The sequence below is a fragment of the Leptolyngbya sp. FACHB-671 genome (assembly GCF_014695745.1).
In the GTDB taxonomy this organism is placed as follows: domain Bacteria; phylum Cyanobacteriota; class Cyanobacteriia; order Elainellales; family Elainellaceae; genus JAAUTN01.
Genome location: NZ_JACJOV010000043.1, coordinates 25478 through 47448, shown reverse-complemented (window position 1 = coordinate 47448; position 21971 = coordinate 25478). Strand labels below are relative to the sequence as shown.

At 48.3% G+C, this 21971-nt stretch carries 15 protein-coding genes; 12 read left to right on the top strand and 3 right to left on the bottom strand.

Features of this window, described 5'->3' with window-relative positions; all coding sequences use genetic code 11:
- The coding region (locus H6F93_RS35610; protein ID WP_524537882.1) for a transposase-like zinc-binding domain-containing protein at nt 1–85 on the bottom strand (85 nt) is incomplete at its 3' end.
- Nucleotides 86–94: 9 nt separating this feature from the next.
- On the opposite strand from H6F93_RS35610, the gene H6F93_RS02640 reads away from it, so the two are divergent.
- From H6F93_RS02640 to H6F93_RS02610, 7 genes are all read left to right on the top strand, one after another.
- Nucleotides 95–493 (top strand): DUF1822 family protein, encoded by a 399-nt coding sequence (locus H6F93_RS02640; protein WP_190679002.1) that lies wholly within the window; start codon nt 95–97, stop codon nt 491–493.
- A gap of 21 nt (nt 494–514) precedes the next feature.
- Nucleotides 515–2713 (top strand): CHAT domain-containing protein, encoded by a 2199-nt coding sequence (locus tag H6F93_RS02635; protein ID WP_190679001.1) that lies wholly within the window; start codon nt 515–517, stop codon nt 2711–2713.
- A 20-nt stretch (nt 2714–2733) separates the two neighbouring features.
- On the top strand, nt 2734–3864 hold the full coding sequence (locus H6F93_RS02630) for a WD40 repeat domain-containing protein (protein WP_190678998.1): 1131 nt from the start codon (nt 2734–2736) through the stop codon (nt 3862–3864).
- Nucleotides 3865–4147: 283 nt separating this feature from the next.
- Nucleotides 4148–4792 carry a sigma-70 RNA polymerase sigma factor region 4 domain-containing protein gene (locus H6F93_RS02625; protein ID WP_190678996.1) on the top strand — a complete coding sequence of 215 codons (645 nt, stop codon included), beginning with the start codon at nt 4148–4150 and terminating at the stop codon, nt 4790–4792.
- Between the two features lie 12 nt (nt 4793–4804).
- A complete protein-coding gene (locus tag H6F93_RS02620; protein WP_190678994.1) occupies nt 4805–5791 on the top strand; it encodes a DUF1822 family protein in 987 nt (328 codons plus the stop codon).
- Nucleotides 5792–5840: 49 nt separating this feature from the next.
- A complete protein-coding gene (locus H6F93_RS02615) occupies nt 5841–8279 on the top strand; it encodes a CHASE2 domain-containing protein (protein WP_190678991.1) in 2439 nt (812 codons plus the stop codon).
- Between the two features lie 247 nt (nt 8280–8526).
- Nucleotides 8527–9399, top strand: a complete 873-nt coding sequence (locus tag H6F93_RS02610) for a DUF928 domain-containing protein (protein ID WP_190678989.1) — start codon at nt 8527–8529, stop codon at nt 9397–9399.
- On the opposite strand, the gene H6F93_RS02605 is transcribed toward H6F93_RS02610, so the two are convergent.
- Nucleotides 9379–12030 (bottom strand): CHAT domain-containing protein, encoded by a 2652-nt coding sequence (locus H6F93_RS02605; RefSeq protein ID WP_199313442.1) that lies wholly within the window; start codon nt 12028–12030, stop codon nt 9379–9381. The genes H6F93_RS02610 and H6F93_RS02605 overlap by 21 nt on opposite strands.
- 47 nt (nt 12031–12077) lie before the next feature.
- The gene (locus tag H6F93_RS02600) at nt 12078–14924 is read right to left on the bottom strand and encodes a two-partner secretion domain-containing protein (protein ID WP_190678987.1); all 2847 of its coding nucleotides are present in this window, start codon (nt 14922–14924) and stop codon (nt 12078–12080) included.
- A 266-nt stretch (nt 14925–15190) separates the two neighbouring features.
- Between H6F93_RS02600 and H6F93_RS02595 the strand changes: the two genes are divergently transcribed.
- The 5 genes from H6F93_RS02595 to H6F93_RS02575 all read left to right on the top strand — a co-directional run bounded on the left by H6F93_RS02595 (nt 15191) and on the right by H6F93_RS02575 (nt 21945).
- Entirely contained in the window at nt 15191–15760 is a 570-nt protein-coding gene (locus H6F93_RS02595; RefSeq protein ID WP_190645744.1) for a DsbA family protein, read from the top strand.
- Nucleotides 15761–15874: 114 nt separating this feature from the next.
- A complete protein-coding gene (locus tag H6F93_RS02590) occupies nt 15875–17452 on the top strand; it encodes a GMC family oxidoreductase (protein WP_190678984.1) in 1578 nt (525 codons plus the stop codon).
- Between the two features lie 151 nt (nt 17453–17603).
- A complete protein-coding gene (locus H6F93_RS02585; protein WP_190678982.1) occupies nt 17604–18047 on the top strand; it encodes a cupin domain-containing protein in 444 nt (147 codons plus the stop codon).
- A 230-nt stretch (nt 18048–18277) separates the two neighbouring features.
- Nucleotides 18278–21052 carry a two-partner secretion domain-containing protein gene (locus tag H6F93_RS02580; protein ID WP_190678980.1) on the top strand — a complete coding sequence of 925 codons (2775 nt, stop codon included), beginning with the start codon at nt 18278–18280 and terminating at the stop codon, nt 21050–21052.
- A gap of 242 nt (nt 21053–21294) precedes the next feature.
- The gene (locus H6F93_RS02575; protein ID WP_190678978.1) at nt 21295–21945 is read left to right on the top strand and encodes an MOSC domain-containing protein; all 651 of its coding nucleotides are present in this window, start codon (nt 21295–21297) and stop codon (nt 21943–21945) included.
- Nucleotides 21946–21971: the final 26 nt, after the last annotated feature.

Here is a 21971-nt window from a genome sequence, read left to right as displayed (position 1 = left end):
TGCACTGCTTACACTTGTAGCATTGTCTCCCTCGACGATGCCCGTTCTTAGCGACTTGAGTTGAATTACATTGAGGACATTTCATTCTTCTATCATGCCAAACCAAGCATTACCCTTGCAGCAACGCCAACTGATTTTTAGTGTCCGGACTGACCCTCAACCGAGTGAGCCAACTGTAAAACGCGCCAAGCTATTTGATGTAGAGTTTCAATTGGGGAGACAACCCGCAGTCTTACTAATGGCGATTACACCAGAAACTGAGCAGAAAGTAGGCGTTTTAGTCCAATTGCACCCTGCGAACGGAGAAACTTACTTGCCAACTAACTTTCAACTATCTTTGCTTACAGAAACAGGAGAGATTTTACAAACGGTGCAATCCCGCAGTCAAGATAACTACATTCAACTAAAGCGATTTCGCAGTTTAGTTGGAGAACGGTTTAATCTTCAATTAAGGTTAGGGAGCACCAGCATCAAAGAGTCTTTTACAATTTGACTAAAAGCAGTCAAGATCGTAATGAGTCAGCTAGTAGTTTTAAGTTTAGGAACAGGCGATCTACACAGCGGCTTTCCGGTTGTGACGGCTCACCTTTGGGAGTGCCCCGAACTCCCTCCAGTAAAGTTTATTGGTCGCCTACCTGCCGCACCGCAAATTTCAGTAACTTATCGCTCCTGGCAGTTGCTGTATCATGCGCTCTGCCATCGCTTAGACTTGTCTGCTCGCATCGAAGTTGAAGCATCTGATATCACCAATGTATCTGCGGTTGAGTTTAGTGAACTGTGTGAGCAGTTGGTTGACCAAATCAATGTTTGGCTAAACTCGGAGCCATTTCGTAACATCGATCAGCAACTACGGACGAACTTGAATGCCTCAGACGAAATTCGAGTGTTGATCGAAACCAATGACCCTCTACTACGAAGACTTCCATGGCATGTTTGGAGTTTTTTTGAACACTACCCTAAGGCAGAGATTGCTCTCAGCGCTTCAGAATATCAGCGATCGCAGAGTTCATCCTTTAGAAATAACCAGGATAAAGTTAGGATCCTAGCAATCTTGGGCAACAGCCAGGGCATCAATCTAAACCAGGATCGAGCATTTCTAGAACAGTTGTCAGACCAAGCAGAAATTGAGTTTTTAGTAGAGCCGCAGCGAAAACAATTAAATGAGCGATTGTGGCAGGGGTGGGATGTATTATTTTTTGCAGGACATAGTTCTAGTCAGGAAAAAGGACTAATTCAGATCAATCCGACTGATAGTCTGACGCTTGACCAGTTAAAGTATGCCCTCAAGCAAGCGATCGCTCAAGGATTGAAGCTGGCAGTTTTTAACTCCTGTGATGGCTTGGGTTTGGTGCAGCAATTAGCAGACTTGCACATTCCTCAAATGATTGCAATGCGAGAGCCTGTCCCAGATCTGGTTGCTCAGGAATTTCTCAAGCACTTTCTGAAAGCTTTTGTGCAGGGTGAACCGCTTTACCTAGCAGTGCGCCAAGCGCGAGAACAGCTACAGGGTTTAGAAGATCACTTTCCCTGCGCAACCTGGTTGCCTGTGATTTACCAAAATCCAGCCGAGCAACCTTTGAGATGGAAAAACCTGAGTCATCAAAACCACAAGGTTGCTCAAGATAAATTAACTCACTTCCAGCGTCAAGCTCCCTGGCTATTGGTTGGTTCAGGAGTGGCGATTGTGTTAGCGCTAATGAGTGGAATAAATGGATTCAGTTCCTTGTTTCCAACGGTCTCCTCTATAGAGCAACAAGCAGCGCGATCGCCCAAACTGCCCGAGCTGTCAATAGCACACACCTTCCCTGGACACAAAGAAGCTGTTTGGTCAGTTGCAATCAGTCCAGGTGGACAAACGTTTGCCAGTGGAAGTGAAGACTCAACCATCAAACTATGGCACTTAAAAACAGGTGAATTGATTCGGACTCTGGCAGGGGATTCAGGTGCAGTTCGCTCAGTTGCAATTAGTCCAGATGGACAAACCTTAGTGAGTGGACAGAGTGACAACACCGTTCATATTTGGAATATCAAAACCGGTAAACTCAAGCAAACTTTGAGAGGACACCTAGCACCTGTTTGGGCTGTGGCTATTAGCTCAGATGGACAAACTCTAGCAACAGGTAGCTATGACGGCACGATTAAACTGTGGAATCTAAATACAGGTGAACTTAATCAAACTCTAGCAGGACATAGCGGCCCAGTGTGGTCGATCTCGATGAGTCCGGATGGCAACAGTTTTGCCAGTGCCAGCAGTGACAAAACTGTCAAAATCTGGAACTTACAGACGGGTGAACTGCTTCGTCCACCGCTTATCGGTCACTCCGATGCAGTCAGGACGGTTGTGATTGGTTCTGACAATCAAACGCTCGTGAGCGGCAGTTGGGACAGGACAATCAAAATTTGGAATCTGCATACAGGAGAACTGGGTCGAACTTTGTCTGGGCATGAAAACCGGATAACAGCTCTTGCTCTCAGCCCCAACAACCAAACTATTGCCAGTGGTAGCGTTGATCAAACCATCATGCTTTGGAACTTAGGCACTGGAGAATCTCTAACCACGCTCTCTCCTCATTCAGATTGGATTCTCTCCCTCGCGATTAGCCCTGATGGTCAAGCTCTACTCAGTGGTAGTAGAGACAGAAACATTTTTCGGTTTGATGGACTACAGTCCCAAAATTGGTCTGCGTTCCTGACTCGCCATAATCGTTTTTAGCCCTACTTGAGGTTTAAGTAATGCAACGTAAATCTCTAGATATAAAACCTTTGTGGCTGATCGCAACGGGCTTTAGTGTAAGTCTAGTGTTGTTTGGATTGTTGTATGGATTGAGGCGATCGCAAGCCCTGCAATTACGACAAGAGCTTAAGCAATTAGCAGCACAGAGAAACTATGAGGAATGTATTTCCACTGCACAAACTGCTTTTGATCATGCAAACCGCGCAAATTTTGATGCAGAACTTGAAAGCCTCTTGCAGCAGTGTGAGGCGGGTGCAAACTGGCAAAATGTTCAAATTCGAACGCTTTTAGGACGGGCTGGCTGGCTATGGTCTGTTGCCATCAGTCCAGATCAGCAAACTCTAGTAAACGGCAGCGAAAACGGATTAATTCAACTCTGGAACTTAGCTTCTGGCGAGTTGAATCAAACTATTTCGGGTCACTCAGGTCGAGTTTTGGCAGTTGCAATAAGTCCTGATGGACAAACGATCGCTAGCGGTAGTAGCGATCAAACCATTAAACTTTGGAGTCTAGATGGAAAACAGCTAAATAAGTTGACTGGGCACACAGAAGCTGTGAGAACCCTTGCTATCAGTACTGATGGGCAAACGCTCGTGAGTGGCAGTTGGGATAATACTGTGAAAGTTTGGAATCTGACTACGGGACAGCTTATTCACACACTTTCTGGACATGAAAAGGGGGTTTATTCCGTTGCCATAAGCCCTGATGGACAAACGATCGCCAGTAGCAGTCACGATACAACTATTAAACTGTGGAACCTCAATACTGGAGAGCTGCTTCGTACTCTCACTGGCAATCTGCGGCAGGTAAGAGCACTGACGATCAGCCCCGATGGGCAAACGCTTGCTAGTGGTGGAGGTGATATTAAGCTGTGGAATATCGAAACAGGAGAGCTAATTCGCACTTTCTCTGGACACACAAATTTAGTGTTGGCGATCGCCTTTAGCCCCGATGGGCAGATGCTTGCCAGCAGTAGTAGAGACATTAAGCTTTGGAATCTGCAAACTGGAAAGCTGATCAATACTTTCTCTGAACATTCAGGAGACGTAAGCTCAATAGCATTTAGCCCGGATGGAAGAACTTTAGTGAGTGGTAGTAAGGATGAGACCATTCACATCTTGCAGCGATGATTCAACCCAACTTTGGAGAATTTTGGAGCTAAGAAGCGATCACGACAAGCCCCAAAAACTTAGAAGCGCCTTGATCCAAGATCTGTCTTAAGTCGCAATTTACAGGATGAGATGATTAAGAACATTTGTTCATCTCAGGTAGGATGAGCGGTAGGAGAGAGCAGTACCAAAATCTCTTCAACAACCCGGCAAAATTTGCATAAAACTGGGAGTTATTATGCCGAGAGATAAGTAGAGGTTTACATCGGTTCTTGCAACAGTTCTTGCAACTGTAGGGTTCCCCATGAATCAAACGGAGTTAGATGAATTTAATCAGCAGCTCGGGCAACTCGCGCTCTCAGCCCAACAGCATCCCCTACTGTCTCCGGAGCGGCAGTCGGCGTTGCGATCGCTTGTGCAGGCAGTTCTCCGATCGGGTCGGCTCTGCCGTCCCCAGCAAGGTAAATTTTCTGGTTTCTATCAGGACATTTACGATGAGGCACTTCAGGAACTCATGCTGTTTATTTGTCAACACATTGAGCGATACAACTCAGAGCGAGGAACCGTGATGGCGTGGGTAAACATGCTGCTAGAGCGGCGTTTTTTTAGAGAAGCGATTCCAAAGGTTTTAGGTCGCCAAGACGTGCAGCGAGTAACGCTGTCTGATCTGGATAACCTTACTGCGCCTGAGCCACAGGAGACGCTAACGGAGAAGCTCAAAGCCTGTGTTGATCAAGACCCAGAAGATATCTTGAAGGCAGAATACATTAAAGATCATCCGGCAGCCACTTTTCAGGTCTTGTTGCAGCGGCGAATTTTGGGAAAGTCTTGGAAGGAAATTTCAGCCGAGTTTGATTTGAAGATTCCAACGGTGAGCAGCTTTTACTACCGATGCTTAACCAAGTTCTCTACCCGGTTAAAAGAATATTGTACTCATGATGCGATTTAAGCTAGGCATATTATGGTGATATCAGAACTCTCAACTTTTACTGTACCTCTCCGCCCGTCAGACCATAGTTTGGCTGAACAGTTTCGCAGGCAGCACCGCGATTCGGCTAAAGCCAAACAAGTTTATCTGAATACTTTGGCAGTATCTGCGGTTAATTTCTACTTACGCTGTATGGGCGTTAAGACCAATTGGGAAGCGAGCCAGAGCCGTGATCCAGTTATACAGGCGGCAATGGATGTCGCTGATTTGGAGGTTTGCGATCGCGGCAAACTAGAGTGTCGCCCAGTACTGCCCGATGTGCAGGTGGTTTACATTCCACCAGAAGTTTGGTCAGACCGAATTGGCTGTGTCGCAGTGCAGCTTGATCCATCGCTGCAAACGGCAACGCTGTTAGGCTTTACAGAGATTTCTAATGTAGAAGAAGTGCCAGTGAGCCAGTTGCGATCGCTCGACTCACTTCTAGAGCATTTGAGCCAATCTGCACCTGCTGTCTTCTCAAATCCATCGGCAAACTCTCAGGTGAATGAACGGGTGAATCTAAGCCAGTGGCTTGAAAACCTATTTGAAACAGGTTGGCGATCGCTTGACTCACTCTTACTCCCTGGGCAACCTCATTTTGCCGTCAGTCTTAGAAATGATCGCCTGAGTGAGGCAACGGTGAAGCGGGCTAAGCTGATTGACCTGGGGTTGAGCCTGAAGGAGCGATCGGTTGCGCTAATGGTCGCAATCATGCCGAGCGCAGGACAGATCAACGCATCTGAAGCAAAGCTGCAAATGGAGATTTTAGTCCAGATGCATCCAATGGGAGGAGAAACTTATCTGCCCGCAGACCTGAGAATGAGTTTGCTCTCACCATCCGGGGAAATGCTGCAAGAGGTGCGATCGCGCAGCCACGATAATTACATTCAACTCAAAAGGTTTCGAGGAATGCCTGGAGAGTGTTTTGACATTCAGGTTGCATTCCATGAAACTTGTTTGACGGAGATGTTCACAATTTGATGATTAAAGTTTGAGGGTTAAAGTCCGATCGCGAACTGTTTAGGTTGTGATGGTTAAGTTAATTGTCCTGAGTCTCGGAGAAGGAAATTTAAGTAAGGGCTTTGCGTCCGTTACGGCTCAGTTGTGGGACGAAAGTGACATCTACCCAATGAAGTTTATAGGGCGTTTAGCCGCAGCTCCTCAGTTGGCAGAACTCTACAGACGGTGGCGATTGCTTTATTTGGCGCTCTATCAACGGTTGGACTTTGAGCTGCGTCTAGAAATTGAGACAGCAGATGTTACCAACGTGTCTGAAATTGAACTCAGTGACTTATGTCAGCAGCTATTCGATCAATTGAATCACTGGTTAAATTCAGAGCCGTTTCACAGCATTGATCAGTCGCTCCGAACGCAGCTAGCGCCGTCTGATCAGGTGCGATTCATCATTGAAACTAACGATCCCCTATTGCGACATTTGCCCTGGCATCTCTGGCAGCTTTTTGAGGATTATCCTAAAGCAGAAATGGCCCTGAGTACATCAAGCTATCAGCGTCCAAATCGACTACCGATAAATCGGAATTCTTCTCAAGTTAAAATCCTAGCCATTCTGGGTAACAGTCAGGCAATTGATGTTGAGAAGGATCGGGTTGCCTTAGAGCAACTTGCAAGCGATGCCGAAATTGAGTTTTTAGTAGAGCCAACGCTGGAAGAGTTAAATGAATACCTCTGGCAAGGCTGGGATATTCTCTTTTACGCAGGTCACAGCTCTAGTGATGATTTCGGTAGTGAGAAAGGACTGCTGCAACTTAATCAAACCGATCGCCTCACCCTTGAACAGTTGAGATACGCGCTCAAACGGGCGATCGCCCAGGGTTTGAAACTTGCTATTTTCAACTCTTGTGATGGTTTAGGATTAGCCCAATCCCTAGCGGATTTGCACATTCCTCAAGTGATTGTCATGCGGGAACCTGTACCTGATGAAGTCGCTCAAACTTTCTTGCGGCATTTTCTAGCTGCCTTTGCCGGAGGACAACCACTTTATGTCTCAGTGCGAGAGGCACGAGAGCGGCTGCAAGGGCTAGAAGACAACTATCCTTGCGCGACGTGGCTACCCATGATTTGCCAGAACCCGGCTGAGTCTCCTCCGAGTTGGCAGAGCTTACGAGGGCAGGTAGACGAAGCTGGATCATCTCACTTACAGCCTCAACCTCAACCACCTCAAATTCTCCCCACAACTGCAACCCCTTCCCAGCCCAAAAAACAGCGCCGACAGAGAATCTTTTCAAGAATCAGGATGGTTTGCCTGGTTAGCGTATTGGCGACCAGCCTGGTAGTGGGTGTGCGATCGCTTGGAGTACTGCAACCCTTTGAGTTGCGGGCATTTGATCAACTCATGCAGCTACGTCCCGCCGAGCCGCCCGATAACCGACTGCTTATTGTCACCATTGATGATGCAGATGTGCAGTATCAGGAGCAGAGGGGCATGCAGCGAAAAGGATCATTGTCTGACCAGGCATTTACTCAACTGCTGCAAAAACTAGAGCCGCATCAGCCCCGCATCATTGCTTCAGACATTTATCATGACTTCGAGTTTGAACCAAGTTTGGCAACCTACTTAGAGCAACGCGAAAACATCATTAGTGTTTGTCGAATGGGTCAAGCAGATGATGAGCAAATTCTGCCGCCACCGGATATGCCAGCCGAGCGTTTAGGGTTCACCAATTCAGTGCTTGACCCCGATAACGTAATTCGTCGCCATCTATTGGGAATGGCATCGGACTCATACTGTCCAACCAATCAATCCCTTAGTTTGCGAGCGGCAACAGCCTATTTAGAACAGTTAAAGGTGCTGCCGCTACAGTTTACAGAAGCTGGCGTGCTACAGGTTGGAGGGTTTTCCTTTCCAAAACTAGAATTCAATACAGGCGGATATCAACTCTCGACTGCTGAGGCAAACGGATATCAGACGCTGCTCAATTACCGCTCGGCTGCTTTCACCCAGATTCCGCTTCGACAAATCTTGGATGGTTCACTTGGCGACTCACAGCTTGCAGAACTGGTTAAAGATCGCATCATTTTAATTGGAGTCACGATAGACAACGTTGATTCACATCCAACGCCCTATCGAAGCGGGCTTGTTCAAGCTGAAATGCCAGGGGTTGTGATTCAGGCGCACATGATTAGTCAAATCATTAGTGCTGTTCTCGAACAGCGATCGCTCCTTTGGTGGCTACCGCAGGGGCTTGAAGCCGTTTGGATGGGTTTCTGGGCTTGGATTGGAGGAATGCTGGTGTGGATGTGGCGATCGCCCTCCCCAAAATATTCACGCGCAAGAACAAACACGGCTACCTTAAAGTTAGGACTCTCAGTTTGTTTGAGTCTTGTCATCTTACATGGAGTGTGTTTTATGTTTCTGCTGTGGGGTGGCTGGTTGCCTCTAGTTCCTGCTGCTCTTGCGCTAATCATTTCAAGCGGAGGTGTAGCGACTCAAATAAGACGGTTAAGATAACAAAATCTTTAGACCTCGTTCCTAAGTAGAGCCTTGTACGGAATCCATCTCGTAAAGAAGCACTATTTGGTGTACGGGCGAAGCATTCGGCAAAAGAATTGTGCTTCAGTGACAGGGATTGTGACCGAATGCTTCGCCCTTACCGATACCGCTACTCTACAGACGGATTTGGTATTAGAACGAGGCTAATAAGATTAAATAACTCACTTATATTACGAACTTAAAATTGAGTAATTCCCCTAAAATCATGAGTAAGCTCCTATTACTTCACCGTACATTCTGGATTTCTGTATTAGCTGCAACGCTGACAGGAGTGACGCTACAGCCCGTGTTGGTTTGGGCACAGTCAGGTGATTCCTCCAGCTCTTTAAATTCTGAACCATTGTCTGAACCATTGATTTTTAACTTCTCAAATCAAATGGATGGCTTTGAGAACACAGGCAGACCTGCCCGTCAAACCTCAACGGGTTCTCGCTCTCCTGGCTCTTGTTTAAATCGATTGATTGCGTTAATGCCCGGTAGCGAACCTCTCATCACTCAAACGCAGAGCTGTTCTGAGCCAAACTCACTATTAGCGCTGACCGTCGATGACACCCCTACTTTCTGGTTTTATTTGCCGCCTGAATTGAGCAATTCTGCTGTCTCCGCAGAATTTGTATTGAGCAATTCTGCGGAGACAGCAGAATTTGTGCTGCTAGATCAAAACCATCGCCCCATTCATACGGAGCAGGTTTCCCTCAATGGTGAATCTGGAATTATCGGCGTTCAATTAACCCACTCTCTGGAGGTGAATCAGGTTCATCGCTGGGTTTTTCAAGTTGAGTTGACTGGGGAACCGGGACAAGGTCCCGCCGTAGAAGGATTTGTTGAACGGATTCAGCCCGATTCAGCGCTAAACCGTCAGCTTGCAGCAGCAACATCTCCCCAAGAGCGAATTAGAGCTTACGCCGAGCATGGAGTCTGGCATGATGCGCTGACTGAGGCAACAGCATTGAGTCTCACTCACTCAAATTCTGCAACACCGACTGATTGGACGAGTTTGCTCGACTCCGTTGGGCTGGGGGCGATCGCCCATTTTCCTTTGCTAGACTGCTGCACCTCACAGCCAGTTTCCGACTAAGACGTAAGGCGACCAGAAGAGAGGTTCTGGATAGCCAGATTGAATCAGCGCAACTTGGGCGCGGCGGAGTGCTTCGGCTCTGGTGATGGGCGTACCTGAACTGGATAACTCCTGGTAAAAGCGACTGATTAGCTCAGCCGTAGCCCGATCATCAATATTCCATAATGTGGCGAGTGTACTGCGTGCGCCCGATTGCACAGCGATTCCAGCTAAACCCAATGTGGCACGATCATCACCATCGGCAGTTTGACAGGCACTTAGGATGAGTAATTCGATCGCCTCTGTGCTGCTTTGGTCCCGACGCTGCAAGATGCTGCTGAGTGTGTTGACATCAATTTGACCATCCCAGGCTAAGACAAAAGTTTGCTGTGGGTCAGAACTAAACTGCCCGTGTGTTGCGAGGTGAACCACAGAAAACGGCTCAGTGCTAACCTGTTCTTCCAGCGCTGCTTGAGTAAACTCCTGATTTAGAAAGACTTCACTCGGAATCTGAGCCTGAATGACTTGCAGTTCTGTCTCTACGTTTTGAAGAGGAGTAAAGTTTTGGTGAGGCGGAAAGTTACTTCTAACCTCAGAAAGCCCAAAAGTCAAAGCATTGAGCCGAATTTTGGTGAGTGGTTCAGGAGCAAATAATTGCAAGCTAGGAGTGAGGGCGATCGCATACTGTTCAACCAAATGCTGCTGCCCATCATGCAGTGCCGCCATTGGCACATTGCGTAATGCAGCATCTAAAACAAACACTAGTGTTTCTACATTGCTTGCTGCGAGTGCTGAACTAAACGGACGGATCAGCCAGTCATAAACCTGTTGCGATAAAGCCTCTCCTTCTGGAGACACATACTGTCGTCCCAGTTCCTGCCGTAACTGGTCCAAGGTTTGCTCAACCTCAGTTTGAGCGATTGCATTGATGTGAATCTGTAGCTGTCCCGTTTCTGGCAACCTCAAAATCACTGCTAGCTGACTGGGCAAAATGATGGGGTAAAAAATTGCTGCCGTTGGATCAACCTGAGGAATGTCTGTGGCGATCGCTAAATTACAGCGCAGAAAGTTCTCCAATTCACTCACCTGAAGGGCATTCACCTGTCGAATTGCCTGTTCAAGATAATCTTGCCTCACCTCATTGCTGTTGCCACTTGTGATCAACAGTTCCACCAGTTCTCGGTAAACAGGTTCCACATCATCTCGAAAGGAGAACTGCACCTCTGAATCGACAGAGAGTAAATCATTGCGAACCAGGTTAAGATTCTCAACCGCAGTTTGATAAGCGGCGATCGCCCTCTCCTCTTCCCCCCGCTGCTTTAGCAACCGTCCCAACTGCCACTGCCACCGATAAGCAAGGTCAGGGACATTAATCTGTTGAGCAATGAACAATGCTTCCTGGGTCAAATTCTCCGCTTCACCCCACCGTTGATGACGTTCATTGACCTGCCCCAACACACCTAGCGCATACGCTTCTGCCCGTGAATCCTCCAACTTCCTAGCCTGCTGCACCGCCGTATTCAGCAGTCCAATCACCTGATCAAACCCCTGCCCAATCCCTACTTCCCAATCTCTACTTCCCATCATGCTTTCAGCCAAATTGATCCGAGCATAAACCGCTCTACGACTGGGCGGTAGATCTGCAAGCTGCTGTAGAATTTGAGGAAACAAGTCCTCAGCCGTGTTGCCCCTTTCACTTGCTAGCTGTTCATCTTCCAACAACAGGCTAAACTGACGCAGTTGAGCCGAGATTCGCGGCAGGGGTGCAGGTGCTGTCTCAGCAGCCCGCTGGTAAAACGTTAAAGCAGCCGGATAGTCTTGTTGCGTCCGAGCAACATCACCGAGGCTAAGTAAGGTGTCACTCATGGATTGAGAGTCTGAAATTGATTCTGCGATCGCAAAACTTTGCTGCAACACCTGTTGCGCTCCCTCCGGATTGCCCATGACTCGCAAAACATTACCTAAACTCCGTAGCCCAGTCACTTTCAGCGCGGAATCGGGCTGACTTTGCAGCGTTTGCTCGACTTCACGCAACTGCTCCTGTGCCTGACGATAAAATCCTAAACTTTGCAGCGCTTGAGCCTGGTTGATCTGGTTGCGAGTGAGTAAAGTTTCGTCACCTAACTGAGTGTAAATATCAGCCGCCTGCTGCCAAATTTCAACCGCAGATTCAGCCTGTCCACGTGATAGATACAAACGACCCTGCACATCTAGAGCCTGAGCCAGAATGGGCGATCGCTCCCCTTGATAGGAATTAAAAGTGAGAACGATCGCCTGCTGAATTGCTTCCTCCGCCTCATCCCATTGTCCAAGCTGCTGATAAGCCAGAGAAAGGTTACTCAACACCATTGCCTGACCTAACTCATCTCCCGTAGATTGGAAGGCGATCGCTGCCCGTTGCCAAACTGAAACTGATTCGGCAAACTGTTCTGTCTGATAGAATTGCCGCCCCTGCTGGTCTAGCATGTTTGCATCAGGCAAACTTTGAACCACTAAATTCTCAGTGACGACATGGGCGAAAGTTGGTAGAATCGCTGCTCCTAAAAACAGAACTACCAGAAACAGCGATGTTGCTAAACACCGCACTCTCACCTGCATGTACCTCAGCAAGCGTCGCAGTAAGCGGTTTTTTGAGGCTTGACTGTTTCTCACCTTTTTCCCTCCTCTACTTAGCGGAATTCTTACACTTAGCGGAATTCTCACTGAGATGCATGACAACCAACAGGATGCCAGAGGTTCTGAGATGTAGTGAGGGGTACAGCCGCAGTGAGAACGACTTCACCATTAGCATCCAGCATCCAGCCTTGAGCTTCTACAACTGGAGCATGGGTTTGAAGCATGATTTGATTTCTATCCTGCTCTGTATTCTCTTCAGAGTTGTTAGAGCGATCGCCCTCAGCGAGATTTACCTCCTCAACCGCACGAGTAACCAGGTCAACTTGAACGGCATCAGGGGCGATCGCCTCATCTGAACTAGACGGTAGCCCACCGCGCCCTGTCACAACAAACTCACTCGGGGTTTGGCTGCCCCTTGCCGTACAGCCTTGAGCAATTTCAGCCGTGACTGGAGTGCCTTCTAGCTCTTCAAATTCGCGTTCCTCTGTATCGATGTCTAGAGTTCCATCGATTCCCAAAACTGAGCTTGCCGTGAAATCACTTTCACGGGTTCGTTGTTCCCGAAACTGGCGAAAGCCAAACACTCCAGCTGCTCTAGCGCGGGCAGCTCCACCATTTCCAGCATCAGCACTCGCTACAATGTCACTGTCTTCAGACAAAACAGCAAGCACAAACCCATTAGGAGTTTCAATCGTGACATTGCCACCATTCGCAAACCCACTTGCAGAAGCAGAAATCAGGCTGCGATTTCGCAGTAGCGTTAACTCCTCCACGTTGAGGTCAATGTTGCCACCGCTGCCTGAGCGCGTTTCAGTCCTAAGAGAACCTTGATCTTGCAGTGTAATGGTTCTTGCAAACACGGTTAAATTTCCCGGATTACCTGTGCCGTTTTGCCCATTACTCACTGTAACGATGCCTTGATTTTGCACCCGCAAATTCTCTGTTTCTAGCCTAATTCCTCGTGCATCACCGCTCCCTAAGGTATCAAATGAGAGACGGCTACCGCGTCCATCTACCACAATCGACTCACTTGCATTCACCTCCAAGATGCCGCCTCGTCCTGCTCCAGAAGTTAGGGCAGAAACGTTTGCTCCGTCTAATACCATCAGCCGAGGGGTGTTGATTTCTAGCTCCCCTGCGTCCCCGGCAGTTGAGGTGTTAAAGTTTAACTGGCTTTGACTTCCGTCTGCATTTACTCCGCTCACCCGGATAAATCTGTCAGCAGTGACAAATAACTTACCAGCATCTCCCTCACTTAGCGTTGCAGCCGTAATAGTGGCACCCTCTAGAATAGACAGCGACCCTGTTTGAATGCGAATCACACCACCGCCGCCGCCCCCCTCTGCATTTGTCTCAGCCCGACTATAGATGCCGCTGAAGCGAAACTGAGAGTCAGCGCCAACCCCCTGCAAAACAATGTCGTCCGCAATCACAGTAACGCTGCCAGCATCTCCTTCACCTAAAGTACTGGTGTTTACGCCGCCGCCGTTAGTAAAGCGGATCGATCGCGCTTCTAGCTGAACCTGACCGCCATCGCCCTGTCCCCGAACAGCACTAAAAACAGCGCTTTCAGAGCGAAAGCGTTCCTCGGGCACTTCTGGGTCAAAAACAAAGTTTTCAGTCTGTCCGTCAAAATGAATGCGATCGCCTCTCACTTGAATGTCGCCTGCATCTCCAATGCCATCGGTAGTAGTGCTAATAGCAGCACCATTGGTGAGTAAAACGCGATCGCTCACAGAAACAAGGATATCGCCGCCTCGTCCTTCCGCCGCAGGATTAGCAGAGCTGCCAGGTCTGAGTCGGCTGACAATTCTAGTCAATCCTCCATTTGGAGCGCTGCCGTCTAGATGTAGGTTATTTGCAGTGACAATGATATCGCCCGCCCGCCCCGTAGAGCCTTGCAGTATAGAGTTGCCGATCGCACTTCCCTGATTCAGAAAAACGCGACCCGATGCATTCACAACAATATCTCCAGCTCGACCTCTGACGACACCAGCATTTTGAGCAATGCCTCCCTGCAAGAAACTGGTGTTGAGCAGGTTGAAGTCACCTGCATAGATGGCAATAGCGCCTCCAGGTGCCTCTCTCACGTCGATCGTACTTCCGTTGATTAGGGTGATGGGCGATCGCGCTAAACTATCTGGAAATCGCAGAAACAAGAGACCACTTTGAATGTCAAGTCCAACTCGACCTGGCTCTGCAACGGCGGCGACATCTACTCGTCCTGCTGGCGCTTTCAGTAGCCCATCGTTGAACAGTACTCTACCGCTTGCAGTATCGCTTGGAAACGGATTGCCACCTACAAGCAGAATGCTTTGATTCGTAGGCACAGTTAACTCACCATTTACCGTGATGGAGTTTAACGGCTGATTCGCAATTTGGTTAAATAGAAACGCAGTAGGTGTGACGTTGAGTAGTGATGAGGTCTCCGGCTGAGAAGCACTAAATAGCCCTCGTCTCCCTAGCTCCATCGCGTTAGCCGTTGTAGCGACGAATGATCCATTGACGTCTAATCGAGCGTTTGGGCCAAAAATAATTCCATTAGGATTAATTAAGTACAAGTTAGCGTTACCTAAGTTGCCGGGTTCTCCTACGCCCAAAGTCCCCTCAATATTAGATGGATCAGATCCAGTCACTCGACCCAGGATATTTCTAACTCCACTTAAGTTTTCAAAGTACAAAGAACGATTTTCGGGAATATTGAACTCCTCAAAGCTATGAAAAACATTAGAACCCTGTTGAGTTCCTCCACGAACTTGATCAACTGTTGGCGGTAGTCTCTCAATGCGAGTTTCCAGGTCACGATCAGGAGCCGTGTCAGGGGTGAGATTAAGCTGGGCAAGGGCAGGAGTTTGGATGCTGGCGATCGCCCCACTGATGCACCAACCTGCTAGCCTTGTCCAGTTCCAATGCTTTCTCTCAGTTATCACAACCGTTGCCTCGCTAAGAACGTCAATTGATGACTCGACTGACTGCGTCGCGGTGACGTAAACCTGAACTTAAGTTTGATATGACCTCAATACCCTGGACTAACCCGGTGAGCAATCTTTCTGTTACTGCAAATAAGAACTTTGAGTTGACGACAGATTTAAGTTAATCCCTTAACTTAGGATTATACAAACGGTTCTAGGTTTAGAGGAAAGAGATTTCACATTGCTTTTTGTACGATAAAAGCTCTTTTCTTCGCAGGTTTAGAATGAGTCAAGACACCTCAATTGAACCATCCGACGACCACAACCCGTTAGCTATACCGCCTTCTGAGCGAGACTATCGGCAAGGACCGCTCAGCGCCAGGGTTGTGCTCGTCGAGTATGGAGATTATCAATGCCCTACCTGTGGAGAACTTCACGCCTTGATCAAGGCAGTTCAAACACAGCTTGATACGACCTTGGCTGAGGAGAACTATCTATGTTTTGTGTTCCGACAATTTCCTCAACCTCAGATCCATCCTCACGCCCAAAAGGCTGCAATGGCAGCGGCAGCAGCGGGAGCACAGGGAAAGTTTTGGCAGATGCATGACATGTTGTTCAATCATCAGCAAGCATTAGAAGATTGCTATCTAGTAGAGTATGCCAACCATCTCGAACTCGATATTCCTCAATTTTTGAGAGATATATCGAGACGAGTACACGCCGATCGCATCAGTCAAGATCTCGAAAGTGGATTACTCAGTGGAGTAACGGATGCTCCAGCACTATTTATCAATGGAACTCGATACACCAGCGGCTGGGACATGGAGCAGTTAATGGCAGCTATTCTCACCTAGCGTTGTCAAGACAAGCGCCTAGCATAGAACGCAACTCTAAAAAAATTGCGGTTAACCGTGAATATGCCGCGCAATAACAAAAATGAACCCTTGCAGACAACTCAGGAGGCTGTCATGACTCACTATGACTACATTGTGATTGGTGCCGGTTCGGCAGGCTGCGTAGTCGCCAACCGTCTGACCGAAGACAGCAACACAACAGTGCTACTTCTCGAAGCAGGTAACCCAGATACGAAACCAGAGCTTTTTATCCCGGCAGAATGCGTCAACCTACTTGGCACTGAGGTGGACTGGGGCTATTTTACTGAACCCGAACCCTACCTGAACAACCGCAAAGTCTTTTCTTCTCGTGGCAAAGTCTTGGGTGGCAGCAGCTCGATTAATTTCATGTTTTACGTTCGGGGCAATCATCACGATTATGACCACTGGCAGTCATTAGGAAATCCCGGTTGGAGTTACCAGGATGTCTTGCCCTATTTCAAGAAATCGGAGCACCAGCAGCGCGGGGCGTCTGAATTTCACGGGGTTGATGGAGAGTTGAGCGTCACCGATCCGATTTCCCCGAACGTCGTATCCCAACGCTTTATCGACGCAGCGGTGGCACTCGGCTATGACTACAATTCTGATTTCAACGGTGCACAACAGGAAGGGGTGGGACTTTATCAATACACTATTAAAGATGGCAAGCGACACAGTACTGCGGCTGCTTTCCTTGTGCCCATTCTTCAGCGTCCCAATCTAACTGTAACCACTGGCGCACTGGTGACTCGATTGTTGTTTGAGGGAACTCGCGCCGTTGGGGTGGAATATCTGCACGAGGGAATGCTGCACCAGGTCAGGGTCAACAGGGAGGTGATTTTAAGTGCGGGTACGTTCGATTCGCCCAAGCTGCTGATGCTTTCCGGGATTGGGGATACCGCACAGTTGCAAGCATTGGGAATTTCTGTTGTCGCTGATTTGCCAGGGGTTGGTCAAAACCTCCAAGACCATCTTCTCGTTCCTGTGTCATACCAGGCAACTCAGGATTTACATCCAGCAAGCACCAGTAGTATCGCGGAAGCTGGATTCTTTTTGCATAGTGAGGAGAATTCGGAGGCTAGACCAGATCTTCAGTTTTTCTTCGGTCCCAATCTGTTCGTACCACCTGGATATCCCCAGCCTGATTGGGCATTCACTGGTGCAGTTTCTTTGACCCGTCTTCAAAACATTGGCAGTGTCGGCTTACGATCATCTGATCCCAAAGACGCACCGATGTTTCAGATGAACTATCTGCAATGTGAAACCGATGCACAAAAGCTCGTTTTCGCAATTAAATTAATGCGTCGATTGCTTCATACCAGCTTCTTTGATGAGTTTCGCGGTGTAGAAATTGCTCCGGGTGCTGAAGTCCAAAGTGATGAAGCCCTCGAAGCTTACATCCGCAACAATGGCAGCACGGTGTGGCATCCTGTTGGCACTTGCAAAATGGGCATTGACCCGATGGCAGTCGTAGATCCTGAACTACGGGTATATGGAGTTGAGGGGTTGCGAGTTGTCGATGCCTCCATCATGCCGACAATCATCTCAGGAAATACGAACGCACCGACCATCATGATCGGCGAGAAGGCAGCGGATTTCATTAAAGCGAGCCGCACAGCGCAAACTAGCCCCCGTGGGTTGAATGTTCAAAGTCCAGAACGCTTGTCTATCTAACAATCGACCACAGTTGAATGAGACTAGGATAGTTCAAAAAATTGCATTACAGCTTCAACCGTCTTGTATAGCTCCAAACTTCATCCTCTTTGCTGTTGGTGCTACCGATCGTTATGCTTGCTCACTTAACCTGATTTTGAACAGGAGAATCATGGCACAACCTCTCTGGTTTTTTGGTACTCATCTTACTATCGTTGCTGATCACACTACGACTGGAGGTAAATACGATCTGATTGAGGGCTACTTCCCACCTGGCACACAGCCTCCTCCTCATCGTCATACCCGCTACTCTGAACAGCTCTATGTGCTGGAAGGAGAGTTTACGGTTTGGGCTGGTGAAGACAAGATTGTGCTGGGTCCTGGTGAAAATTACCTGATTTCTCCAGGCGTACCGCATGTGGTTGCTGTAGTCGGTGATAAACCAGCGCGTGGGTTGGTCGTTGCTGCGCCCAGTGCCTTTGCTCGGCTGATCGCAGCAGTGGGGACAGTGGATGAGACAAAACCACCAGACATGGCGCTGTTTGGACATATCTCTGCTGAGATTGGAGACGAGTTGCTTGGTGCGCCTGGAGATCTTCCCCCTCAGATGAGTTAACACCGCTTCTGCATATCTGCTCCATAGACTGCTGTTAGTAACCCTAACTTAATTATCTTGTCTGGTCTGATGCTGTTGATTGTTCTATTGTGAGGTGAGCGATCGCTCCATAGGGAGAATTGCCTGGCATTGCACCTGGAATATTCCTCTCCTATCGATTGGAACTAGGGAACGAGGACAGCTATATGAACTGGTCGCACTTATACACATGGGTTGTGATGAGTAGTATCGTGAGCGCAGTGTTCTGTGCTTTACCAATTGCTGCTCAAGTTGTCCCCGATGACACGTTGCCAGCAGGAGAGCGATCGCAAGTCATAGGCGATGTTAATGCTCAGATTGATGGCGGAGCCAGACGAGGGGGTAATCTGTTCCACAGCTTCCAATCGTTCTCAGTACCTACTGGAGGTTCCGCCTATTTCAACAACGCTGCTGACGTGCAGAACATCTTCAGTCGCGTCACAGGTCGCTCTGCCTCAAATATTGATGGCTTGATTTGGGCAAATGGTACGGCAAACCTGTTTTTGCTCAATCCCAATGGCATTCTCTTTGGTCCCAATGCCACTCTCAACATTGGAGGTTCGTTCGTTGCCAGTACAGCTAGCAGCATCCACTTTGCCAATGACCTAGAGTTTAGCGCGATCGATCCGTCTGCGCCTCCCTTGCTAACCATCAATACACCAATCGGTTTGCAGTTTGGCACCAATCCAGGTGCAATCCAGGTGCAGGGAGCGGAGTTAGCAGTTCCCACTGGAGAAACACTTGCTTTGGCTGGAGGAAATATTTCTATCAGAGGTGGAACCTCAGGTGCATCCGGAGAACCAAATTTGACGGCCCCAGGTGGACGAATTGAATTAGGCAGCGTTGCCAGAAATAATCAGGTCAGTCTAACAACAGTTAATACAGGTTATCAGTTGGGCTATGAGGGAGTTGGACAATTTTTGGATGTGGTAATCGCCGACTCAGCCCGTATTAATGTAGCCGCAGACGGAGGGGGCGATATCGCCATTAACGCTCGCAACCTTGATATTTTAGCGGGTAGCCTCCTGGAAGCAGGGATTGCTAGTAATTTAGGTTCAGATGATGCACAAGCTGGGGATATTTCAATCAATGCGACAGGAGCGATCGCTCTCAGGCAGCTAAGTTGGATTAACAACGAGGTATTTCCCAACGCTACAGGGAGAAGTGGTGATATCAACATTCGAGCAAACTCTTTGGAAATTAGTGAGTTTGGTCAAATCAGTAATAGCATTTTTGGGCGGGGACAGTCAGGAGATATAAACGTAAGCATCATAGACAACATCACTGTGACTGGAAGCGACACTCCTTCAGGCATCACTGGAGTTAAGGCAGACTTAACTGGCATTGGTGCCAACGTTGCGCCCGGAGGAGTTGGAAATACTGGCGATATCAACATCGAGGCGGGTGGTCTGGTCTCCCTAACCAATGGAAGCCAAGGGCGGACTTTGTTTGTCAGCGTCATTTTATTTGGTGCAGGTCAAGGGGGAGACATTAACCTGCGGGCTCAATCGTTATTCCTAAGAGATGGAGCGTATTTTATTACCACGACCTCAGGAATAGGAGATGCAGGAAACATTTCAGTGGATGTAAGAGATTCCGTAGTAATCTCTGGTGTGAGTTCCCAAGGATTTTCTAGCGCCCTCAACTCTAATGCGTCAGCAGTAGGACAGGGTGAAGGGGGGGCGATCGAAGTACGAGCCAGGAATCTCTACATGCGAAATGGAGGTGTTGTAGCAGCGCGATCGCTCAATGCGTTTAACAGTGGCGATATCGTAGTTAACGTTGATAACTTAGAGTTGACAGGCGGTAGTCAAATCCTCACCACTGCTTTCCAATCTGGACTTGCTGGTAGCATTAGGGTTGATGCTGCCAACATTACTATTTCGGGATCTGATCCAACTTTCGCCGCGAGACTTGCCCAATTTGGTAGACCTGCGGTCGATCCCGCCAGTGCTGAAAGTGGAATCTTTGCCAACACCGATACCAATTCAATCAGCCAAGGAGGAAGCATCAGACTCAGGACTGAGGAGTTGATCATCCAAAATGGAGGTCGCATCACCGTCAATAGTCAAGGCTCAGGTGATGCAGGCAGTGTTGAGGCGATCGCTAATTCTATTCGTTTGGGCAATGGAGGAACTTTCAGTGCTGAAACAGCATCTGGTCGAGGCGGAAATATTACTCTACAAAATGTGGATGTATTAGTATTACGCAACGGCAGTATGATTTCCTCTACAGCAGGGACTGCTCAATCTGGGGGAGATGGCGGCAACATCACCTTTAACGGCAATTTCATCGTCTCGGCTCCCAATGAAAACAATGACATCATTGCCAATGCCTTTGAAGGGTCAGGTGGACAAATTACGCTGTCTGCTCAGGGTATCTACGGATTTGCTGTCCAGACTCGTGAGGACCTGCAACGCTTGCTCAACACCACTGATTCAGAAGAACTCGCTCCGCGCAATCTGCTAACCAATGATATTACGGCTTTCTCCCAGGAAAACCCGACGATCGACGCAGGAACTGTTACAGTTCAAACTCCCGATCTTGATCCAACACAGGGACTAATCGAATTACCCACTGAACTCTCCGATCCAAGCCAACTGATAGCGACGGTCTGCCCAGCAGGTGAGGGGAGTTCGTTTGCCATCACAGGACGGGGAGGCTTACGTCCCTCACCAGAACAGCAGCTTGATGATAATGTCGGTTGGAGAGATCGACGTAGGCTTGTTGTGCCACAACAAGTGGATAGTGGGAGTGGAGGGGAAGGAAATGCAGTGACACGAGGACAGGAGGAATCTGTCACGAACTCTCTCCGCGTCTCCGCGTCTCCTCTCCAGGCTCGTCCTTCCTCCCTCTCTCCCGCCTCAATTACTGAAGCAACTGGATGGCAAACTACTCCTACAGGGGAAGTGGTTCTGGTTGCCGATACCTCTAACCCAGTAGTGCAGAATTCATTGAATCAGGCGATCGCCTGCTATGAGAGATAACCTTGAGTGGCTGAAGAACTTAGGGCTTGATGTCGACCTGAACTTAAGTTTGATCTAAACCAGTACCCTGGATTAACCAACTATTGATCAATATGTTGCTTAAACTATGGACCTTAAATGGACTACAAATTTGATTGATTTCTCTAAATTAGGTCATACAAGGATTGCAGAGCTGAAGTACAGAAGATGTACTGCTGTAGAAGGCTACCACTTCTTCAGAGCCAAAAATTACGGAGCCAAAGATGAAAGTCATCTCTGTCAATGTCGGGCTTCCACGTGAAGTAACCTGGAAAGGAAAAACCGTAACAACTGGAATTTTCAAAGAACCAGTCAGCGAACGAGTGATGGTGCGCTCACTCAACTTAAACGGTGATGGACAGGCAGATCTCACCGTTCACGGAGGAGCAGACAAGGCAGTTTATGTCTATCCATTCGAGCATTACGACTATTGGCAAAGTGAGTTGCCCGATACAGAGCTACCATTAGGCATCTTTGGTGAAAATTTTACGACCACTGGGCTAAAGGAAGAGGAGCTGAACATTGGCGATCGCTTTCAGATTGGTACTATTCAGCTGATGGTGACACAGCCCCGCCTGCCCTGCTACAAACTGGGAATTCGGTTTGGGCGACCCGATATGGTGAAGCGATTCCTTGCGAGTCGGCGCACTGGATTTTACTTCCGAGTTTTGCAAGAGGGCGAAGTTGGAGCCGGAGACACTCTAGAGTTGGTAAACCGAGACGACAACAACATCACAGTTGCTGATATCACTCAACTTTATGTACGCGAGCAGGATAATCCAGAGTTACTTCACCGTGTTGCTCAATTAGAAGCTTTACCCGAAAGTTGGCGCAACTACTTCCAAGAGCAAGTCCGCCGTCAGGATAAATTCTGACATAGCCAAACCTTTGCAGGAGGTCT

Excerpts from the sequence above, each read along its gene's own strand:
- H6F93_RS02640 (WP_190679002.1), top strand. The coding sequence starts at position 95 with ATGCCAAACCAAGCATTACCCTTGCAGCAACGCCAACTGATTTTTAGT.
- H6F93_RS02635 (WP_190679001.1), top strand. The coding sequence starts at position 515 with ATGAGTCAGCTAGTAGTTTTAAGTTTAGGAACAGGCGATCTACACAGC.
- H6F93_RS02630 (WP_190678998.1), top strand. The coding sequence starts at position 2,734 with ATGCAACGTAAATCTCTAGATATAAAACCTTTGTGGCTGATCGCAACG.
- H6F93_RS02625 (WP_190678996.1), top strand. The coding sequence starts at position 4,148 with ATGAATCAAACGGAGTTAGATGAATTTAATCAGCAGCTCGGGCAACTC.
- H6F93_RS02620 (WP_190678994.1), top strand. The coding sequence starts at position 4,805 with ATGGTGATATCAGAACTCTCAACTTTTACTGTACCTCTCCGCCCGTCA.
- H6F93_RS02615 (WP_190678991.1), top strand. The coding sequence starts at position 5,841 with ATGGTTAAGTTAATTGTCCTGAGTCTCGGAGAAGGAAATTTAAGTAAG.
- H6F93_RS02610 (WP_190678989.1), top strand. The coding sequence starts at position 8,527 with ATGAGTAAGCTCCTATTACTTCACCGTACATTCTGGATTTCTGTATTA.
- H6F93_RS02595 (WP_190645744.1), top strand. The coding sequence starts at position 15,191 with ATGAGTCAAGACACCTCAATTGAACCATCCGACGACCACAACCCGTTA.
- H6F93_RS02590 (WP_190678984.1), top strand. The coding sequence starts at position 15,875 with ATGACTCACTATGACTACATTGTGATTGGTGCCGGTTCGGCAGGCTGC.
- H6F93_RS02585 (WP_190678982.1), top strand. The coding sequence starts at position 17,604 with ATGGCACAACCTCTCTGGTTTTTTGGTACTCATCTTACTATCGTTGCT.
- H6F93_RS02575 (WP_190678978.1), top strand. The coding sequence starts at position 21,295 with ATGAAAGTCATCTCTGTCAATGTCGGGCTTCCACGTGAAGTAACCTGG.